Raw genomic sequence first — 18,121 nt, 5'->3', positions numbered from 1 at the left:
ACCATCCGCAGGCGTCACGGCGACGCCGGTCAGCCCTTGTGGGGAGCGCTCAACCGGGGCACGCCGTCCTTCAGCACGCCGCCCACGGTCAGGAAGGAGCCGAAGACCACGATTCTATCAGCCGGGTCCGAGGCTTCGAGGGCCGCGGCCAGTGCGGCAGCCGGGTCCGGGTGGGTCTGCGCCGGCACGTCGGCGCGGACCTGGCGCACCACCGCCGCCAGATCCGCGGCGCGGGCGGCGCGGGGCAGCGGCAGATCGGTCAGGTGCCAGGCATCGACCAGCGGCGCCAGCCGCGCCACCACCGCCGCCAGGTCCTTGTCGTGCATCGCGCCGAACACCGCCCGGGTGCGCGGGAAGAAGCCCATCTGGTCGAGGTTCAGCGCCAGCGCGGCAACGCTCTGGTCGTTGTGGGCCACGTCCAGCACCAGCGCCGGCTGGCCCGGCACGATCTGGAAGCGCCCCGGCAGTTCCACCGAGGCCAGGCCCACGCGCAGCGCCTGGGCATTGATGGGCAGGCGGTCGCGCAGCGCCTCGAGCGCGGCGATCGCCCCGCTGGCGTTGAGCAGCTGGTTGGCGCCGCGCAGCGCCGGGTGGCCCAGCGCGTGGTAGCGCCGCCCTCGCCCACTCCACGACCACTGCTGGCGGTCGCCCTGCTGGTTGTAGTCGCGGCCCATCAGCCACAGGTCGGCACCCAGCGCTTCAGCGGCCCGCAGCACGCTGGCCGGCGGCACGGGGTCGGAGACGATGGCCGGCCGGCCGGCGCGCAGGATGCCGGCCTTCTCGCGGCCGATGCTCTCGCGGTCGGGGCCCAGGAAGGCCACGTGGTCGATGTCGATCGAGGTGATCACGCTCACGTCGGCATCGAAGGCATTCACCGCATCCAGTCGGCCGCCCAGGCCCACCTCCAGGATCACGAGCTCGGGCTGGGCGGCGATCAGGCGCCGGGCAATGGCCAGCAGCGTGAACTCGAAGTAGGTCAGGCTGACGTCGCCGCGCGCGGCTTCGACCGCCGCGAAGTGCTCGACCAGCGACTCGCCGCTGACCATCTCGCCGTCCACCCGGCAGCGCTCCTCGAAGTGCACCAGGTGCGGCTTGCTGAACAGCCCCACGCGGTAGCCGGCGGCGCGGGCGATGCTGTCGAGCATGGCGCAGGTCGAGCCTTTGCCATTGGTGCCGGCGACGCTGATCACCGGGCAGTCGAAGCGCAGGCCCAGGCGTTCCTTGACCGTGCGGACACGGTCGAGGGTCATCTCGATCTCGGTGGGGTGCAGGCGCTCGCAGTGGGCGAGCCATCCTGCCAGCGTGGTGGGCAGCGAGCTCATCAAAGACAGCGCCCCGGGCGACGGTGTCGCACCGGGGCGGGACGGGGGGTGAACAGGGTCAGGCGACGGCGTCAGCGCTCTGGCGCTGCAGCATGGCCAGTTGGTGGGCAATCGCCTGGCGCAGTTGGCGGCGGTCCAGGATCATGTCGACCGCGCCCTTTTCCAGCAGGAACTCGGCGCGCTGGAAGCCCTCAGGGAGCTTCTCGCGCACGGTGTTCTCGATCACCCGCGGGCCGGCGAAACCGATCAGCGCCTTGGGCTCGGCGATCACCACGTCGCCCACAAAGGCGAACGAGGCCGACACACCGCCCATCGTGGGGTCGGTCAGCACGCTGATGTAGGGCAGGCGGGCCTTGGCCAGGCGGGTCAGCGAGGCGTTGGTCTTGGCCATCTGGAACAGGCTGAACAGGCCTTCCTGCATGCGCGCGCCACCGGTGGCGGTGAAGCAGATGAAGGGCACCTTCTGCTCGATCGCGGTCTCGACGCCGCGCACGAAGCGCTCGCCCACGACCGAGCCCATCGAGCCGCCCATGAAGTCGAATTCGAAGCAGGCGGCGACCACCGGCATGCTCATCACCGCGCCGCCGATGACGATCAGCGCGTCGGTCTCGCCGGTGGTTTCCAGCGCGCTCTTCAGGCGCTCGGGGTACTTCTTGCTGTCCTTGAACTTCAGCGCATCGACCGGCAGCACCTCATGGCCCACCTCGTAGCGGCCTTCGGCGTCAAGGAACGCATCAAGGCGCGCGCGCGCCCCGATGCGGTGGTGGTGGTCGCACTTGGGGCAGACGTTGAGGTTGCTCTCCAGATCGGTCTTGTAGAGCACCGATTCGCACGAGGGGCACTTGATCCACAGGCCTTCCGGCACCGAGCGGCGTTCGCTCGGGTCGGTGTGCTGGATCTTCGGTGGCAGCAGTTTCTCAAGCCAGCTCATCGATCAAGGCTCCTCAACGATTCGGTCCAGTAGTCTGCCAGAAAGCCTTCAGAGGCTGTCCAGCGCGGTGCGGATCTCGGCCATGAAGGCGCGGGCCGCCGCGGGCGCATTGTCGCGCGTTTGGGTTTCCAGGATCTGGATCAGGCGCGAGCCGATGACCACGCCGTCCGAGACCCGCCCCACCGCCTGCGCAGACGCCGCATCGCGGATGCCGAAACCCACGCCCACCGGCACCTTCACATGCTGGCGGATGCGCGGCACGGCGGCCGCCACCGCGTCGGTGTCCAGGTTCCCGGCGCCGGTCACGCCCTTGAGCGAGACATAGTAGACGTAGCCGGTGGCGATCTCGCCGACCAGGCGCATGCGCTGCTCGGTGGAGGTGGGCGCCAGCAGGAAGATCAGGTCCAGGCCGTGCGCCTGCAGCGCCTGCGCAAAGGCACCGCACTCCTCGGGCGGGTAGTCGACGATCAGCACGCCATCCACCCCTGCGGCCGCCGCGTCCTTCACGAAGGCGCCGCCGCCGTGCTTCTGGTCGTAGCGCTCCACCGGGTTGGCGTAGCCCATCAGCACCACCGGGGTGTCGGCGTTGCGGGCGCGGAAGTCCCGCACCATTGCCAGCACCTGGGCCATGCCGATGCCGCGCGCCAGCGCGCGCTCGGCGGCCTTCTGGATCACCGGGCCGTCGGCCATCGGGTCCGAGAAGGGCACGCCCAGCTCGATCACGTCGGCGCCGCCGTCGGCCAGCGCCAGCATCACTTCGACCGTACCGTCGGCATGCGGGTCACCGGCGCAGACATAGGGAATCAGGGCCTTGCGACCATCGGCCTTCAGGGCCGCGAAGGTGGCTGCGATGCGGCTCATGCAATGCCCTCCAGGCCGGCCAGCCTGGCCACGGTGTTGATGTCCTTGTCGCCGCGGCCGCTGAGGTTGACCAGCACATGCTGGTCGGGGCGCATCGTGGCGGCCAGCTTCATGGCGTAGGCCACTGCATGGCTGGATTCCAGCGCCGGGATGATGCCTTCGGTGCGGCACAGGCGGTGGAAGGCGGCCATGGCCTCGGCGTCGGTGCAGCCCACGTATTCGGCGCGGCCGATGTCGTGCAGGTAGGCGTGCTCGGGGCCGACGCCAGGGTAGTCCAGGCCAGCCGAGACCGAATGGGTCTCGATGATCTGGCCGTTCTCGTCCTGCAGCAGGTAGGTGCGGTTGCCGTGCAGCACGCCGGGGCTGCCAGCCGAGATGCTGGCGGCATGGCGGCCCGTATCCAGGCCATCGCCTGCGGCCTCCACGCCGATCAGGCGCACCTGCTCGTGGGGGATGTAGGGGTAGAAGATGCCCATCGCATTGCTGCCGCCACCCACGCAGGCCACCACCGCATCGGGCTGGCGGCCGGCGCCCAAGTACTCGGGCATCTGCTGCAGGCATTCGTCGCCGATGACGCGCTGGAAGTCGCGCACCATCTCGGGGTACGGCGCCGGGCCGGCCACGGTGCCGATGATGTAGAAGGTGTTCTCGACGTTCGTGACCCAGTCGCGCAGCGCTTCGTTGAGCGCGTCCTTCAGCGTCTTGGAGCCGCTCTCGACCGGCACCACCTTGGCGCCCAGCAGGTGCATGCGGTAGACATTGGGGCTCTGGCGCTTCACGTCCTCGCTGCCCATGTAGACGATGCACTCCAGGCCGTAGCGGGCGCAGATGGTGGCGGTGGCCACGCCGTGCTGGCCGGCGCCGGTCTCGGCGATCACGCGCGGCTTGCCCATGCGGCGGGCCAGCAGGGCCTGGCCGATGGTGTTGTTCACCTTGTGCGCGCCGGTGTGGTTCAGGTCTTCGCGCTTGAGGTAGATCTGCGCGCCGCCCACCTCGCGCGACAGGCGCGCGGCGTGGTAGATCGGGCTGGGACGGCCAACGAAGTGCTTGAGCTCGTCCTCGAACTCGCGGCGGAACTCGGGATCGTTGCGGTAGTGGGCGTAGGCGGCCTTCAGTTCCTCGAGCGCATGGGTCAGCGTCTCGGAGACGAAGCTGCCGCCGTACGGACCGAAGTGGCCCGATGCATCGGGCTGCTGGTACTCATACATGACAGGAATCCTTGGAATGCAGCGTTCAGGTGCCGGCGCTGGCCTGGGCGACTCGGGCATCGGCCTCGCGCACCGCCTGGCAGAAGCAGTGCATCAGCGCGGCGTCCTTGATGCCCTTGGCGCTCTCCACGCCGGAGCTCACGTCAACGGCCCAGGGCCGGACGTGCATCACCCCATCGATCACGCTTGCAGGATTCAACCCACCAGACAAAACGACCGGACAGGGAACGCCGGGCGGTATGAGAGACCAATCGAACGCCTTTCCGCCGCCCCCGTAGCCCTCGACATGGGCGTCGAGCAGCAGCGCCTGGGCGCTGGGGTGGCGAGCCGCCAAGTCTAGCAAATCGACGCCCGGCGCCATCCGGGCCGCCCGCAGGTAGGGTCGGCCGGGCGCGGTGCAGGCCTCGGGGGGCTCGTCGCCATGAAACTGCAGCAGGGCCTGCGGCACCGCCGCCAGGCCGGCGGCGATCTCGTCGGCGGTGGCGTTGACGAACAGCAGCACCGGTGTCACGAAAGGCGGCAGACGGCGCGCCAGGTCGCCCGCGCGCGCCGCCGTGACGGCGCGAGGGCTCTTCGGGTAGAGCACGAAGCCGATCGCATCGGCGCCAGCGGTGACGGCGGCGTCGACGTCGGCCTCGCGGGTCAGGCCGCAGATCTTGATGCGGGTGCGCGGTGTCAGGGGGTTCATGGCATCCAGTCCATGGCCGCCGTGTGCTCCGGCAGGCCGAACCCGGCATCGTAGCGGGGCCCCAGGAAGTACAGGCCGTCCGGGGCAAAGGTGGGTGCGGCGGCGTCACGCGATCGCGCGGCCAGCACCTCGGCCATCCAGCCGGGCGGGCGGGTGCCGGCGCCCACCGCCACCAGGCAACCCATGATGTTGCGCACCATGTGGTGCAGGAAGGCGATGCCGTCGAACTCGAAGCGCCAGTAGGCGCCGCGCTGATCGATGCGGATGGCGTGCAGCTGCTTCACCGGCGACGCCGCCTGGCACTCCGACGAGCGGAAGGAGGTGAAGTCGTGCTCGCCCACCAGGTGAGCGGCGGCGGCGCGCATCGCATCGGCATCGAGCGGCCGGAAGCTCCAGCCGCAGCCGCCGCGCTCGATCGCCGGGCGCACCGGCGACTCCAGCAGCAGGTAGCGGTAGCGCCGGCCACGCGCGCCGTTGCGCGCATGGAAGTGCGGCGGCACCTCGCGGCACCACTGCACGGCGATGTCATTCGGCAGGTAGCGGTTGGTGCCGCGTACCCAGGAGAAGTCCTCACGCGCCAGTGGCGTGTCGAAGTGAACCACCTGGTTCAGCGCATGCACCCCGGTGTCGGTGCGGCCGGCGCAGACGGTGTGCACCGGCTGCGCGGCGAACTGCGACAGCGCCTGCTCCAGGTGGTCCTGCACGGTGCGTCCGCCCGGCTGGCTCTGCCAGCCGTGGTAGGCCTCGCCACGGTAGGCCACGCCCAGCGCGATGCGCCGCAGTGGCCGCCCCGCCCGACCGTCGCCCATGGGCGACGGCACGGGCTCAGAGCTCATCCAGCAGGCTCTGGGCGCGGGCCTTCAGCGCGCCATCGGACTTCTCGATCACTTCCTGGAGCAGGTCGCGGGCACCTTCGATGTCACCGATGCGGCGGAACTCGTCGGCCAGCTCGATCTTGCGCTGCAGCGGATCGCCACTGCCGGCGTCCAGGTCATCGCCGCTGGGCGGCGGCGGCGGCGCGGCCGGCTCATTGGGCAGGTCGAGCGACAGGTCGCCGAAGTCGAAGTCCACCGGTGCCGAGGGCTGGGCGTCGCGCGGCGCGGGCGCCGGGGCGACGGCCGGTGGCAGTTCAGGCGCCAGCGCGTCGAAGGCGCTGGGCGTGGTCGCCTCGCCCAGGTCCAGCTCGTCGAGCTGGCCGCGGCGGGTGGTCACCGGGTCGTCGTCGAGCATGCCGTGGACCGAGGGCTCGCCCAGGTCCATCGTCGGCTCGGAGCCGGTCATCGGCCGGGTGTTCTCGAGGCCGCTGAGCTGCGACGGGGAATCGAGGTCGATGTCGATGTCGTAGGTGGACGAAGGACCGGCCGGCGCGGCCGCGGCGGCGGGCACCGGGTCGGGTTCGGGCAGTGGGTCGGGCTCGACGGCGGCGGGGGGCGCGCTGTCGTCCACCAAGGAGGCGGTGGCCGGCAGCATGTCCTCGTTGGCCGCGAACATCGGCTCGGCCGGATCGATCTGTCGACCCAGTTCCGCCGCACGCGCCCAGTCCTCGCCCTGACCGCCGGTCATCTCGTGCAGCTGGCGCGCCTGCTGCATGAAGGCCTCGGCATCGGCGCGCTTGGCATAGACCTCGAGCAGCTTGGTGCGGATCGCGGCGCGGGCCGGGTCGGTGCGCAGGGCTTCCTTGAGGATCTCCTCGGCCTGCAGGTCGCGGCCATAGGCGAGGTAGACGTCGGCTTCGGCCACCGGGTCGACATCGCCGATCGCATCGAGCTGGCTCAGCGAGTAGCTCAGCGACGAGGACGCGGCCGCGCTGGTGGCACCGTCGCGGGTGTCGACCCGCTGGCCGCCAGAGGCGCCGAAGAAGGAATCGGGCTGGAGCTTGCTCTCGATGAACGAGGTCTCGCCGGCGCCCTCCTGGCCGCGGCGGCGCAGGCGCATCACGCCCCAGCCGGCCAGCAGCGCCACCAGGCCCACGCCCAGCAGCAGCACGAAGGGGTTCTCGCTCAGCGAGTCCAGCACGCCGGGTTCGGCGGCGGGGGCCGGCTCCGGCGGGCGCGGCGGGCGCGATGCCGCGGCCGAGGCCGGCTCGGCCACCGCAGGCGCGGCCGACGCTGACGGTGCCGCCGCCGACGCGGGCGCCGCGGCCGAGGCCGGCGCACTGGCCACGACCGGCGGCGGGGCCACCGAGGCGGCCGGCGCCGGCGGAGGCGGCGGAGGCGGCGGGGGTGGAGGCGGCGTCACCGGCTTGGTCACCGCCACCGGCGGCTGCGCCGGCGCAGACGCTGCCTTGCCCACCGCAGAAGCGCCAGAAGACAGGCGCTTGAGCTCCTCGACGTTGCGCGTCAGCTCGGACATGCGCGCCTCGGCGGCCTTGCGCTCGGTGTCCTTGGAGATCTTGGCTTCGGGCGCGCTGGCGGCCTTCAGACCGCCCTTGGAGAGCTTGAGCTGATCCGGCGTGGGCGCGCTGTCGGTCTTGCGGTCCTTGACCGCGGCATCGACCTTGCCCTGGGCCTGGCGCGGCGGCTCGGCCGACTTGACCACCGGCGCGGCGCCGGCCAGGCGCTGACGGAAGGCGGCGAAATCGGCGCTCTGCGCCTGGAACACCCGGCGCGCCTCGGCCGCCGGAATCTCGCCGGCACGGGCCTGGGCCTCGGCCACGTCGAGCACGACGCCGGCCTTGAGGCGGTTCATGTTGTTGCCAACGAAGGCGTCGGGGTTGCCGCGGTACAGGGCCACCAGCATCTGGTCCAGCGACACGCCAGGCCGTGCGTTGGCGTTGGCGATGCTGGAGAGCGTGTCGCCGCTCTTCACACGGTAGCCCTGGGTCGGCGCCGCCGGTGCCGCCGGGGTGCTGGGCGGGGTCGGTGCCGGCGGACGGGCTGCGGGGGCCGAGGCCGCCGTCGGCGCCACCGGCTCGGCGCTGGGCGCGGGCTGCGGCCGCACCGGGCGGGCCACCGGCGCCTGCGCCGGCGCGTTGGACATCACCGGAGCGGTCTGTGGCGCGGGTGCTGGGGCCGGCTTGATCGGCGGATCGATCAGCAGCGTGTAGGACCGCTGCAGGCGGCCCGAGGCCCAGCTGAGGTCCAGGATGACGTCCAGGAAGGGCTCGCTGACGGCGCGGTCACCCGCCATGCGCAGTACCGGGCGGCCATCGGCGCCCCGCACCAGCGTCACCTGGACACCTTGCAGCGCCGGGTTCATCTCGACCCCGGCCGAGCGGAAGGACTCGGGCGAGGCCAGCACGGCCTTGAGCGTGTCGGCTTCCTCGGGCGTGATGCTGCTGATGTCGATCTCGGCGCGCAGCGGCTCGCCCAGCGCGGAACGCACGCTCAGGCGCCCCAGGCCCAGGGCCTCGGCGGCGGGCGCGGACAGCGCCAGCCAGGCCGCGATCGCCAGGCTGGACAGGGCCATTCCCGCGGACGTTGTGGTGGTGTTCTTCAAGGCGTCTCCGACAACGCTGGGCACAGACGCCTGGGCGGCTGCGCCGTCATCGATGGTTTTCTGCAGCCCCGCACGACCCCCTGGTCGCACCAAGGCGAGAAAACACCATAGCAGCAAGCATATAGGCTCGCAAGCTCATCCAAAACCTGAGTTGATGCCGGTCGCGCTGTTTGCCCGCAGCGCAGCGCCTTTATCGTTGCCAGACGGCAACGAGTGGCAACGACTTGCAACAGGCCCGGCCGCCAGCCCGCGCAGGCGGGTCATGGACGGCTCGGACATCCGGCGCCCGCTTCGGCGCCGGTGGTGGCACTCACTGGGCCAGCAGGATGCGCAGCATGCGGCGCAGCGGCTCGGCGGCGCCCCACAGCAGCTGGTCGCCGATGGTGAAGGCGCCGACGTACTCGGGGCCCATGGCCAGCTTGCGGATGCGACCCACCGGGATGGTCATGGTGCCGGTCACGGCCACCGGCGTCAGGTCCCGGAGCGTGGCCTCGCGGGTGTTGGGCACCACCTTCACCCACTCGTTGTCGGCGGCAATCATGGCTTCCAGATCCGCCACCGGCACGTCCTTCTTCAGCTTCAGGGTCAGGGCCTGGCTGTGGCAGCGCATCGCGCCCACACGGACGCAGAAACCGTCCACCGGCACCGCGGGAGCGCTGAAGCCCTCGCCCAGGCCGAGGATCTTGTTGGTCTCGGCCATGCCCTTCCACTCTTCCTTGGATTGGCCGTTGCCCAGGTCCTTGTCGATCCAGGGGATCAGCGAGCCGCCCAGCGGCACGCCGAAGTTGGCGGTCTCGGCGCCCGACAGGGCACGCTGCTTGGCGATCACCTTGCGGTCGATTTCCAGAATGGCGCTCTTCGGGTCGTCCAGCAGGGCCTTGACCTCGGCGTTGAGGGTGCCGTACTGGGTCAGCAGCTCACGCATGTGCTGCGCACCGCCGCCCGAGGCGGCCTGGTAGGTCTGGGTGGACATCCACTCGACCAGACCGGCCTTGTACAGCGCGCCCACGCCCATCAGCATGCAGCTGACGGTGCAGTTGCCGCCGATCCAGTTCTTGCCGCCCTTGGCCAGCGCGTCCTTGATGACGGGCATGTTCACCGGGTCCAGCACGATGACGGCGTCCTTCTCCATGCGCAGCGTGGAGGCGGCGTCGATCCAGTGGCCATTCCAGCCTTCGGCGCGCAGCTTGGGGTAGACGGCCGAGGTGTAGTCGCCCCCCTGGCAGGTCAGGACGATGTCGCAGCGCTTGAGCGCGGCGATGTCATGCGCGTCCTGCAGACGGGTTTCGTTCTTCGCCTGCGCCGGGGCGGCACCGCCGGCATTGGAGGTGGAGAAGAACAGCGGTTCAAAGTGCGCGAAGTCGTTCTCGGCCTGCATGCGGTCCATCAAGACCGAACCGACCATGCCGCGCCAACCGACGAGACCTACGAGTGCCATTTCCAGTTTCCTTGTGTGTAGCCAATCCCGGACCCCTGACTTCCCCGGCTCGTTCGCCGGGGTCCAGGTGTGGGGGCGAGACGAAACCGAGCTGTCAGCTCTTGGTGATCGTGGTAATGGTTTTGCCCGCGCCGTTGCCCATGAGGGCGGCGACGACTGCATCACCCATCTCGCGCGTGCCCACCTTCTGGGTGCCTTCGCTCCAGATGTCCGGCGTACGGTAGCCGGCAGCCAGCACCGATTTGACGGCCGACTCGATGCGGTCGGCAGCCTCGGGTGCTTGGAGGGAGAAGCGGAGCATCATGGCAGCAGACAGGATTGTAGCCAGCGGGTTTGCAATACCCTTACCAGCGATGTCCGGCGCGCTGCCGTGGCTGGGCTCGTACAGACCCTGCTTGCGGTCGTTCAGCGAGGCGGAGGGCAGCATGCCGATCGAGCCGGTCAGCATCGAGGCCTCGTCCGACAGGATGTCGCCGAACATGTTGCCGGTCACCACCACGTCGAAGGACTTGGGCGACTTGACCAGCTGCATCGCCGCGTTGTCGACGTACATGTGCTGCAGCTCGACATCGGGGTACTGGGCATGCACCTCGATGACCACGTCCTTCCAGAACTGGAAGGTCTCGAGCACGTTGGCCTTGTCGACGCTGGTGACCTTGCGGCCGCGCTGGCGCGCTGCCTGGAAGGCGACATGGGCGATGCGCTCGATCTCGGGGCGCGAGTAGCGCATCGTGTCGAAGGCCTCGTCGGCGCCGGGGAACAGGCCGTCCACCGCGGTGCGGCGGCCCCTGGGCTGGCCGAAGTAGATGTCGCCGGTCAGCTCGCGGATGATCAGGATGTCCAGGCCGGCCACCAGTTCGGGCTTGAGGCTGGAGGCGCCCACCAGCTGCTCGTAGCAGATCGCCGGGCGGAAGTTGGCGAACAGGCCCAGGTGCTTGCGCAGACCCAGGATGGCCTGCTCGGGGCGCAGCGGGCGGTCGAGCTTGTCGTACTTCCAGTCGCCCACGGCGCCGAAGAGGATGGCGTCGGCGGACTTGGCCAGGTTCAGCGTGCCCTCGGGCAGCGGGTGGCCGTGCAGTTCGTAGGCGGCGCCGCCCACCGGGGCCTGCTCCATCTCCAGCGGCAGGTCCAGCACCTGCAGGACCTTGACCGCCTCGGCGACGATCTCGGTGCCGATGCCGTCACCCGGCAGCACGGCGATCTTCATGCTCATCGTGTTCTTTCTTGGAATGTCGGGAATTCAGAGCTGCGGCATCGAGGTGCCCAGCCAGGGCATCTTCGCCAGGCGCTCGGCCTCGTAGGCCTTGATCTTGTCGGCGTGGCGCAGCGTCAGGCCGATGTCGTCGAAGCCATTGACCAGGCAGTACTTGCGGAAGGCCTGCACCTCGAAGGGCAGTTCGCTGCCGTCGCCCTTGACGATGACCTGGCGCGGCAGGTCGATCGTCAGCGTGTAGCCCGGGAAGGCCGCCACCTCGTCGAACAGCTTCGCCACCTGCGACTCGGGCAGCACGATCGGCAGCACGCCGTTCTTGAAGCAGTTGTTGAAGAAGATGTCGGCGAAGCTGGGGGCGATGATGGCGCGGAAGCCGTACTGCTGCAGCGCCCAGGGCGCGTGCTCGCGGCTGGAGCCGCAACCGAAGTTGTCGCGCGCCAGCAGGATGCTGGCGCCGGCATAACGCGGCTGGTTCAGCACGAAGTCGGGGTTGGGTCGGCGGCTGGCCGGGTCCTGGCCGGGCTCGCCCTTGTCCAGGTAGCGCCACTCGTCGAACAGGTTCGGGCCGAAGCCGGTGCGCTTGATCGACTTCAGGAACTGCTTGGGGATGATCGCGTCGGTGTCGACATTGGCGCGATCCATCGGGGCCACCAGGCCCTGGTGTACGGTGAACTGGTCCATGCTTACTTCTTCTTGGCAGCGCCTTCGATGGTCTCGCCGGCCTTCTGGATGTCCTTGCCCATGCCCTCGAAGGTGTTGCAGCCGGCCAGGACGAACAGCGCGGCGATCAGGGCGAACACGGTCTTCATGCGGTGGCTCCTTGCGTTCAGGCGATGCGACGGATGTCGACGAAATGGCCGGCCATCGCGGCGGCGGCGGCCATCGCGGGGCTGACCAGGTGGGTGCGGCCGCCGTTGCCCTGGCGGCCCTCGAAGTTGCGGTTGCTGGTGCTGGCGCAGCGCTCGCCGGGCTCCAGCCGGTCGGCGTTCATCGCCAGGCACATGCTGCAGCCGGGCTGGCGCCACTCGAAGCCGGCGGCGGTGAAGACCTTGTCCAGGCCCTCGGCCTCGGCCTGCGCCTTGACCAGGCCCGAGCCCGGCACCACCAGCGCCTGGCGGATGTTGGCGGCAATGCGCCCGCCCACGCGCTGCACCACCGCGGCGGCCTCGCGCATGTCCTCGATGCGGCTGTTGGTGCACGAGCCGATGAAGACCTTGTCGACGCGGATGTCGTTGATCGCCTTGTTGGGCTCCAGGCCCATGTAGCTCAGCGCCCGCTCGATCGCGGCCCGCTTCACGCCGTCCTTCTCCTTGTCGGGGTCGGGCACGCGCTCGTCGATCGCCAGCACCATCTCGGGGCTGGTGCCCCAGGTGACCTGCGGCTTGATCTGCGCGGCATCGAGCACCACCACCTTGTCGAAGTGCGCGCCGTCGTCGGAGTGCAGGGTGCGCCAGTGCGCCACCGCCAGTTCCCACTCCACGCCCTGGGGCGCGAAGGGGCGGCCCTTGACGTAGTCGATGGTCTTGTCGTCCACCGCCACCAGGCCGGCGCGCGCGCCCGCCTCGATCGCCATGTTGCACACGGTCATCCGGCCTTCCATGCTCAGCGCGCGGATGGCCGAGCCGCCGAACTCGATCGTGTAGCCGGTGCCGCCGGCGGTGCCGATCCGGCCGATGATCGCCAGCACGATGTCCTTGGCGGTCAGGCCGCGGGCCAGTTCGCCGTCCACCCGCACCAGCATGTTCTTCGCCTTCTTGGCGAGCAGGGTCTGGGTGGCCAGCACGTGCTCGACCTCGGAGGTGCCGATGCCATGCGCCAGCGCGCCGAAGGCGCCGTGGGTGGAGGTGTGGCTGTCGCCGCAGACCACCGTCATGCCCGGCAGCGTGGCGCCGTTCTCGGGGCCGACCACGTGGACGATGCCCTGGCGCTTGCTCATGAACGGGAAGTAGGCGGCCGAGCCGAAGGCCTTGATGTTGGCGTCCAGCGTGACCACCTGCTCCTTGGAGATCGGGTCCTTGATGCCGTCCAGGCCCAGCTCCCAGCCGTCGGTGGGCGTGTTGTGGTCGGCGGTGGCCACCACCGAGCTGGTGCGCCAGACCGGCCGGCCGGCCTCGCGCAGGCCTTCGAAGGCCTGCGGGCTGGTGACCTCGTGCACCAGGTGGCGGTCGATGTAGAGCACGGCGGTGCCGTCCTCCTCGGTGTGGACGACGTGTTCGTCCCACAGCTTGTCGTACAGGGTGCGTGCGGTCATGGCAGGCCGGAGAAGGTCAGGAAGGAATCGTCGCGCGGGGTGCGCGCGGGACAGGGATTGTCGGCGATGCGCCGCCGGTCGGCGAGACCAGCGGCACGTCGCGTGTCAGGGCATCGACGAAGCGCTGCACCACGGCCGGCAGCACCTCCTGGTCGCGCGCGGCGATCAGGTAGGTGCGCTGTGACCAGGCATCGAGCAGCGGCCGCACCTCGATCGCGAACAGCCGGGCGAAGCGCTCGGCCACCGCCGCCGGCAGCAGGGCCACACCCAGGCCGGCGTCGACCAGCTGGGCGATGGCGTCGAAGCCGCGCACCTGCAGCCGGGCGTTGAGCGTGCGGCCGCGCTCCAGCGCGCGCTGCAGCATCAGCTCGTGCACCGAGGCGCCGATGTGCAGGCCGACGATGTCGTAGTCCAGCAGCGACTCGAAGGCCAGTGCGCCCGGCTCGGCCGCCAGCGCGTGGCCGCGCGGCAGGATCACCGCCAGCTGGCCGTCGCGGTAGGGCCAGGCGCGCAGGCGCTGGTCGGACAGCGGCTGGGCGAAGATGCCCACATCGGCGCGGCCATCGGCCACCGCGGCCTGGACCTCGGCGCTGGTCAGGTCCTCCAGGCTGATGCGGATCTGCGGATGCTCGCGCGAGAAGGCGGCCAGGTCGGCCGGCAGGCACTCGGCAATGGCGCCGGCATTGGCGGCGATGCGCAGGTGGCCCTTGATGCCGCGGCTGAACTCGACCACCTCGCTCTCCAGCGCATGCAGCGAGGCATGCAGGCCGCGGATGTGGCGCACCAGCGCGCGGCCGGCCTCGGTGGGCTCCACGCCGCGCGCGCGGCGAACGAACAGTTGCACGCCCAGGCGGGTCTCCAGGTCCTTCAGGCGCTTGCTGGCGGCGGCCAGCGCCAGATGCTCGCGCTCCGCCGCCCGCGTCAGGTTGCGGGTCTCGGAGATCGCGAGCACCAGGTTCAGCGTGATGAGGTCGAAACGCATCGCAGCACAGGAATGGGGGGCGACCGCTGCATGCACCGTCCCCGGGTGGCCATGGTCAGGCGGCCAGGGATCGGCTGGGAGAGGACCGGTGAGTCCAGCACCAACAGCCGCATCGCTGAACCGGATGTTGCACGAAGGCTCGGGCCGGCGCACACGGGGTTTGACAAGCAAGCATTCGCCCCAGGCGAACGATACACCCACCCGCCAAGGTCGCGCCGCATTGGCCTTACAGTGAGGGTGATGGCTGACTCCGCCGACCGGATTCCCCCGGCCGCCCATTGGCAGGCCGATGGGCCGCTGGCCACCCTGGATCTGCGGGGCGACTGGCGGGCGCCCGAGGCCGCGACCGCCTGGCCGGGACTGGGTGGCCTGCCGGCCACGGTGCGGCGGGTGCAGGTGCGCGCTGACGCGCTGCAGGCCTGGGACAGCCGGCTCGCCGCGCGGCTGTGGCAGCTGGGCGCGGACCTGGCCCGGCGCGAGCCTGCGGTGCCGCTGGACCTGGCCGCCCTGCCCAGCGGCCTGCGCGAAGTGTTGTCGCTGGCCAGCGCGTCCAGCGCCGCAGCGCCGGTGCCGCCCGAACCCGGTGTGCTGAGCCGCCTGGGGCTGCTGCTGACGCGCTTCGTCGAACGCGCCACGGTGACCCTGGGTTTCGTCGGCGAGACCCTGATGGCCCTGGGGCGCCTGCTGCGTGGACGCACCGCGATGCGCGGCCAGGACCTGGTGCACCAGCTCTGGGCCACCGGGCCGTCCAGCCTGCCGATCGTCTCGCTGGTCAGCGCCCTGGTCGGGCTGATCATCGCCTACCTGGGCGCGGCGCAGCTGCAGCGCTTCGGTGCCCAGATCTACATGGCCGACCTGGTGACGATCGGCGAGGTGCGCGAGGTGGCCGCGCTGATGACCGCGGTGATCCTGGCCGGCCGGGTGGGCGCGGCCTTCGCGGCGCAGCTGGGCAGCATGCAGGCCAACGAGGAGATCGACGCGCTGCGCACCCTGGGCCTGGACCCGGTGGAGCACCTGGTGCTGCCGCGCACCATCGCGCTGACGCTGATGGCGCCGCTGCTCACGGTGTACGCGGCCGGGGTGGCGATGATCGCGGGCATGTTCGTCGCGGTGGGCATCTTCCGCGTCGAGCCGCTGGAGTACCTGGTGCGCAGCTTCAACGCGCTGAGCCTGGCCCATGTCTCGATCGGCCTGCTCAAGGCCACGGTCTACGGCCTGCTGGTGGCGCTGGCGGGCTGCCGCCAGGGCCTGCACGCCGGCCGCAGCGCCCAGGCGGTGGGTGAGGCCACCACCGCGGCGGTGGTGCAGGCCATCGTCTGGATCGTCGTCGCCGCGTCGGCGCTGACGATCAGCTTCCAGCGCCTGGGGTGGTGATGGACGACGCGCTGGTGCATGTCGAGGACCTGACGCTGGCCTGGGACGGGCGGGTGATCCAGCATGACCTGAACTTCGCGGTGCAGCCCGGCGAAGTGCTGGTGCTGATGGGCGGCAGCGGCTGCGGCAAGAGCACGCTGTTGCGCCACCTGATCGGCCTGCAGGCCCCGGCGCAGGGGCGCATCCGCTACGGCGACATCGACCTGGCCAGCGCCGACGAGGCGCAGCGCGACCTGCTGCGCGAACGCTTTGGCGTGATGTTCCAGGCCGGTGCGCTGTGGAGCTCGATGAGCGTGGGCGAGAACGTGATGCTGCCGCTGCAGGAGCTGACCACGCTGGCGCCGGCCGAGGTGGAGTCCCTGGCCCGCTTCAAGCTGGCCCTGGTGGGCCTGGAGGGCGCCTTCGACGCTGCGCCGGCCGATCTCTCGGGCGGCATGAAGAAGCGCGCTGCCATCGCCCGCGCGATGGCGCTGGACCCGCCCCTGCTGTACCTGGACGAGCCCAGCGCCGGGCTGGACCCGATCACCTCGGCGCGGCTGGATGAGCTGATCCTGCACTTGCGCGATCATCTGGGCACGACGATCGTGATGGTGACCCATGAGCTCGACAGCATCTTCGCGGTCGCCGACCGTGCCCTCTTCCTCGACGCCCAGGAGAAGACCATGACCGCGCTGGACGCGCCCCGCACCCTGTTGCAGCACGGCCCCGAGCCGGTGCGGCGTTTCCTGCAGGGACGGGCCCGGCCATGATCCGCCGCCACGGCAACCCGGCGCTGCTGGGCCTGTTCGTCGTCGGCGCCCTGGTGCTGCTGTTCGCCACCGTGTTCACCGTCGCCGGGGGGCGGCTGTTCGCCACCCGCCAGCAGGTGGTGATGTACTTCAGCGGCAGCATCTACGGCCTGCAGGTGGGCGCGCCGGTGGTCTTCCGCGGGGTGCGCCTGGGCAGCGTCAGTTCGGTGGGTGTGAAGTGGGATGCCGCCGGGCACCATGTCAGCATCCCGGTGGTGGCGGAACTCGACGCCGATGCGCTGCGCAATGTCGGCGGCGGCAGCGCCGATGCCAACCTGCGCGCCACCGTGCAGACCCTGGTGGGCAGCGGCCTGCGGGCCCAGCTGGCGATGCAGAGCATCCTCACCGGTCAGCTCTACATCGACCTGGACTTCCGCCCCGACAAGCCCTCGATGAGCCAGGGCGGCACCGGCCAACCCGAGATTCCCACGGTGGCCACGGTGTTCCAGGAACTGCGCAACCAGATCGACCAGATCGACGTCAAGCGCCTGATCGAGGACATCGGCGCGATCGCCAGCACCACCCGGGCCATGGTCAGTGCGCCCGAGCTGTCGCGTGCACTGAAGGACCTGGACGACATCACCCGCCACCTGGTCAACCTGAGCCAGCGCCTGGACCAGCGCAGCGGGCCGCTGCTCGACCGCGCCGAGGCCACGCTGGACGCCGCCCGCAAGACCACCGAGGACCTGCGCGTGGCGGCCAGCGCCGTCACCGACTCGGCGCGCCGGGTGGGCACCACCTTCCAGCCCGATGGCGCACTGGCCACCAAGCTGCGGGGCGCCGCCGACGAGATGGCCCGCACCGGCGTCGTGCTGCGCGAGTCGGTGGGTACCGACGCGCCGCTGAACCGCGACCTGCAGCGCGCCCTGACCGACCTGGCCAGCGCCGCGCGCTCGCTGCGCGAGCTGGCCGACACCCTGAACCAGCAGCCCGAATCGGTGCTGCGTGGCCGCCAATGAGAAAGCCCGCCGCCATGCGCCTGCGCCTTGCTCCCCTCGCCCTGGCAGCCCTGCTCGCCGCCTGCAGCAGCTCCCCGGCGATCACCTGGTACCAGCTGCGCGCCGAAGCGCCCGGCCCGGTGGCGCCCGCGCGGGCCGACAGCCCGGTCTGGCAATTGCTGGCGGTGCAGTTGCCGGCCTACCTGGACCGTGAATCGGTGCTGCGCCCCAGCGGCCGGTCGGCCCTGAATGCCGTGCCCGCGGCCCGCTGGGCCGAACCGCTGCGCGACGCCGTGCCGCGGCTGCTGCTGGCCGACCTGGCGCGGCTGCGTGGCACCGCCAGCGTCTTTGCCGGCGGCCTGCCGCCAGGCGTCAGCGCGGCGCGCCAGTTGCGGGTCGAGATCCAGCGCCTGGACCCCGAGCCCGACGATCAGGCCGTGGTGCTGAGCGCGCGCTGGTGGCTGCAGGACCCGCAGGGCCGGGAGGCGCCGGCGGTGCGCGAGATCAGCCTGCGCGCCACCGCCGCCAGCGCCTCGACCGACGACCTGGTGGCCGCCCAGCGCGAACTGCTGTGGCGCCTGGCCCAGGCCATCGCCCAGGCCTGAACAACGATCCTGCGCACGGCGTGGCGGCCAGGGCACAGCGGGGGCCGCCGCCGTGACGTGCTCACGAAGCCTTGCGCGGGACTG

General features: G+C 70.8%; 17 protein-coding genes. 4 read left to right on the top strand and 13 right to left on the bottom strand.

The window, feature by feature from the left end:
* Positions 1–29: 29 nt before the first annotated feature.
* From folC to KAK03_RS13650, 13 genes are all read right to left on the bottom strand, one after another.
* Positions 30–1,322, bottom strand: a complete 1,293-nt coding sequence (gene folC / locus KAK03_RS13710) for a bifunctional tetrahydrofolate synthase/dihydrofolate synthase (RefSeq protein WP_210854519.1) — start codon at positions 1,320–1,322, stop codon at positions 30–32.
* A gap of 58 nt (positions 1,323–1,380) precedes the next feature.
* A complete protein-coding gene (gene accD / locus KAK03_RS13705; protein ID WP_210854518.1) occupies positions 1,381–2,253 on the bottom strand; it encodes an acetyl-CoA carboxylase, carboxyltransferase subunit beta in 873 nt (290 codons plus the stop codon).
* A 48-nt stretch (positions 2,254–2,301) separates the two neighbouring features.
* Positions 2,302–3,114, bottom strand: a complete 813-nt coding sequence (trpA, locus tag KAK03_RS13700; RefSeq protein WP_210854517.1) for a tryptophan synthase subunit alpha — start codon at positions 3,112–3,114, stop codon at positions 2,302–2,304.
* A complete protein-coding gene (gene trpB / locus KAK03_RS13695; protein WP_210854516.1) occupies positions 3,111–4,322 on the bottom strand; it encodes a tryptophan synthase subunit beta in 1,212 nt (403 codons plus the stop codon). Before trpB ends, trpA begins: the two co-directional genes overlap by 4 nt.
* Before the next feature lie 25 nt (positions 4,323–4,347).
* Positions 4,348–5,010 carry a phosphoribosylanthranilate isomerase gene (locus KAK03_RS13690; protein WP_210854515.1) on the bottom strand — a complete coding sequence of 221 codons (663 nt, stop codon included), beginning with the start codon at positions 5,008–5,010 and terminating at the stop codon, positions 4,348–4,350.
* A complete protein-coding gene (gene truA, locus KAK03_RS13685; protein WP_247661150.1) occupies positions 5,007–5,846 on the bottom strand; it encodes a tRNA pseudouridine(38-40) synthase TruA in 840 nt (279 codons plus the stop codon). Before truA ends, KAK03_RS13690 begins: the two co-directional genes overlap by 4 nt.
* On the bottom strand, positions 5,836–8,418 hold the full coding sequence (locus KAK03_RS13680; RefSeq protein ID WP_210854514.1) for a motility hub landmark protein FimV: 2,583 nt from the start codon (positions 8,416–8,418) through the stop codon (positions 5,836–5,838). The genes truA and KAK03_RS13680 overlap by 11 nt, the downstream gene beginning before the upstream one ends.
* A 340-nt stretch (positions 8,419–8,758) precedes the next feature.
* Entirely contained in the window at positions 8,759–9,886 is a 1,128-nt protein-coding gene (asd, locus tag KAK03_RS13675) for an aspartate-semialdehyde dehydrogenase (RefSeq protein WP_210854513.1), read from the bottom strand.
* A gap of 94 nt (positions 9,887–9,980) precedes the next feature.
* Positions 9,981–11,093, bottom strand: coding sequence for a 3-isopropylmalate dehydrogenase (leuB, locus tag KAK03_RS13670; RefSeq protein WP_210854600.1), 1,113 nt, complete (start codon positions 11,091–11,093; stop codon positions 9,981–9,983).
* Between the two features lie 33 nt (positions 11,094–11,126).
* On the bottom strand, positions 11,127–11,780 hold the full coding sequence (leuD, locus tag KAK03_RS13665) for a 3-isopropylmalate dehydratase small subunit (RefSeq protein ID WP_210854512.1): 654 nt from the start codon (positions 11,778–11,780) through the stop codon (positions 11,127–11,129).
* 2 nt (positions 11,781–11,782) lie between these two features.
* A complete protein-coding gene (locus KAK03_RS13660; RefSeq protein WP_210801316.1) occupies positions 11,783–11,908 on the bottom strand; it encodes an entericidin A/B family lipoprotein in 126 nt (41 codons plus the stop codon).
* A gap of 17 nt (positions 11,909–11,925) precedes the next feature.
* Positions 11,926–13,350, bottom strand: coding sequence for a 3-isopropylmalate dehydratase large subunit (leuC, locus tag KAK03_RS13655; protein ID WP_210854511.1), 1,425 nt, complete (start codon positions 13,348–13,350; stop codon positions 11,926–11,928).
* A 16-nt stretch (positions 13,351–13,366) separates the two neighbouring features.
* Positions 13,367–14,332, bottom strand: coding sequence for a LysR family transcriptional regulator (locus KAK03_RS13650; protein WP_210854510.1), 966 nt, complete (start codon positions 14,330–14,332; stop codon positions 13,367–13,369).
* A gap of 240 nt (positions 14,333–14,572) precedes the next feature.
* Between KAK03_RS13650 and KAK03_RS13645 the strand changes: the two genes are divergently transcribed.
* Genes KAK03_RS13645 through KAK03_RS13630 form a run of 4 tightly spaced genes read left to right on the top strand, consistent with a single transcriptional unit; the run spans position 14,573 to position 18,037 of the window.
* Entirely contained in the window at positions 14,573–15,706 is a 1,134-nt protein-coding gene (locus KAK03_RS13645) for an MlaE family ABC transporter permease (protein WP_210854509.1), read from the top strand.
* Positions 15,706–16,455 carry an ABC transporter ATP-binding protein gene (locus KAK03_RS13640; protein ID WP_210854508.1) on the top strand — a complete coding sequence of 250 codons (750 nt, stop codon included), beginning with the start codon at positions 15,706–15,708 and terminating at the stop codon, positions 16,453–16,455. Before KAK03_RS13645 ends, KAK03_RS13640 begins: the two co-directional genes overlap by 1 nt.
* Entirely contained in the window at positions 16,452–17,453 is a 1,002-nt protein-coding gene (locus KAK03_RS13635; protein WP_247661149.1) for an MlaD family protein, read from the top strand. The genes KAK03_RS13640 and KAK03_RS13635 overlap by 4 nt, the downstream gene beginning before the upstream one ends.
* 14 nt (positions 17,454–17,467) lie before the next feature.
* Positions 17,468–18,037 carry a PqiC family protein gene (locus KAK03_RS13630; RefSeq protein WP_210854507.1) on the top strand — a complete coding sequence of 190 codons (570 nt, stop codon included), beginning with the start codon at positions 17,468–17,470 and terminating at the stop codon, positions 18,035–18,037.
* Positions 18,038–18,121: the final 84 nt, after the last annotated feature.

The sequence above is a fragment of the Ideonella alba genome (assembly GCF_018069845.1).
Taxonomy (GTDB): Bacteria; Pseudomonadota; Gammaproteobacteria; order Burkholderiales; family Burkholderiaceae_C; genus Ideonella; species Ideonella alba.
This window is presented reverse-complemented; position numbering and strand designations above follow the sequence as displayed.

Bases quoted from the DNA above. Each gene is read 5' to 3' on its own strand.
- KAK03_RS13640 (WP_210854508.1), top strand. From the start codon at position 15,706: ATGGACGACGCGCTGGTGCATGTCGAGGACCTGACGCTGGCCTGGGAC.
- leuB (WP_210854600.1), bottom strand. From the start codon at position 11,093: ATGAAGATCGCCGTGCTGCCGGGTGACGGCATCGGCACCGAGATCGTC.
- KAK03_RS13645 (WP_210854509.1), top strand. From the start codon at position 14,573: ATGGCTGACTCCGCCGACCGGATTCCCCCGGCCGCCCATTGGCAGGCC.
- accD (WP_210854518.1), bottom strand. From the start codon at position 2,253: ATGAGCTGGCTTGAGAAACTGCTGCCACCGAAGATCCAGCACACCGAC.
- KAK03_RS13635 (WP_247661149.1), top strand. From the start codon at position 16,452: ATGATCCGCCGCCACGGCAACCCGGCGCTGCTGGGCCTGTTCGTCGTC.
- asd (WP_210854513.1), bottom strand. From the start codon at position 9,886: ATGGCACTCGTAGGTCTCGTCGGTTGGCGCGGCATGGTCGGTTCGGTC.
- KAK03_RS13680 (WP_210854514.1), bottom strand. From the start codon at position 8,418: ATGGCCCTGTCCAGCCTGGCGATCGCGGCCTGGCTGGCGCTGTCCGCG.
- leuC (WP_210854511.1), bottom strand. From the start codon at position 13,350: ATGACCGCACGCACCCTGTACGACAAGCTGTGGGACGAACACGTCGTC.
- KAK03_RS13650 (WP_210854510.1), bottom strand. From the start codon at position 14,332: ATGCGTTTCGACCTCATCACGCTGAACCTGGTGCTCGCGATCTCCGAG.
- KAK03_RS13660 (WP_210801316.1), bottom strand. From the start codon at position 11,908: ATGAAGACCGTGTTCGCCCTGATCGCCGCGCTGTTCGTCCTGGCCGGC.
- trpA (WP_210854517.1), bottom strand. From the start codon at position 3,114: ATGAGCCGCATCGCAGCCACCTTCGCGGCCCTGAAGGCCGATGGTCGC.
- KAK03_RS13630 (WP_210854507.1), top strand. From the start codon at position 17,468: ATGCGCCTGCGCCTTGCTCCCCTCGCCCTGGCAGCCCTGCTCGCCGCC.
- leuD (WP_210854512.1), bottom strand. From the start codon at position 11,780: ATGGACCAGTTCACCGTACACCAGGGCCTGGTGGCCCCGATGGATCGC.
- trpB (WP_210854516.1), bottom strand. From the start codon at position 4,322: ATGTATGAGTACCAGCAGCCCGATGCATCGGGCCACTTCGGTCCGTAC.
- truA (WP_247661150.1), bottom strand. From the start codon at position 5,846: ATGAGCTCTGAGCCCGTGCCGTCGCCCATGGGCGACGGTCGGGCGGGG.
- folC (WP_210854519.1), bottom strand. From the start codon at position 1,322: ATGAGCTCGCTGCCCACCACGCTGGCAGGATGGCTCGCCCACTGCGAG.
- KAK03_RS13690 (WP_210854515.1), bottom strand. From the start codon at position 5,010: ATGAACCCCCTGACACCGCGCACCCGCATCAAGATCTGCGGCCTGACC.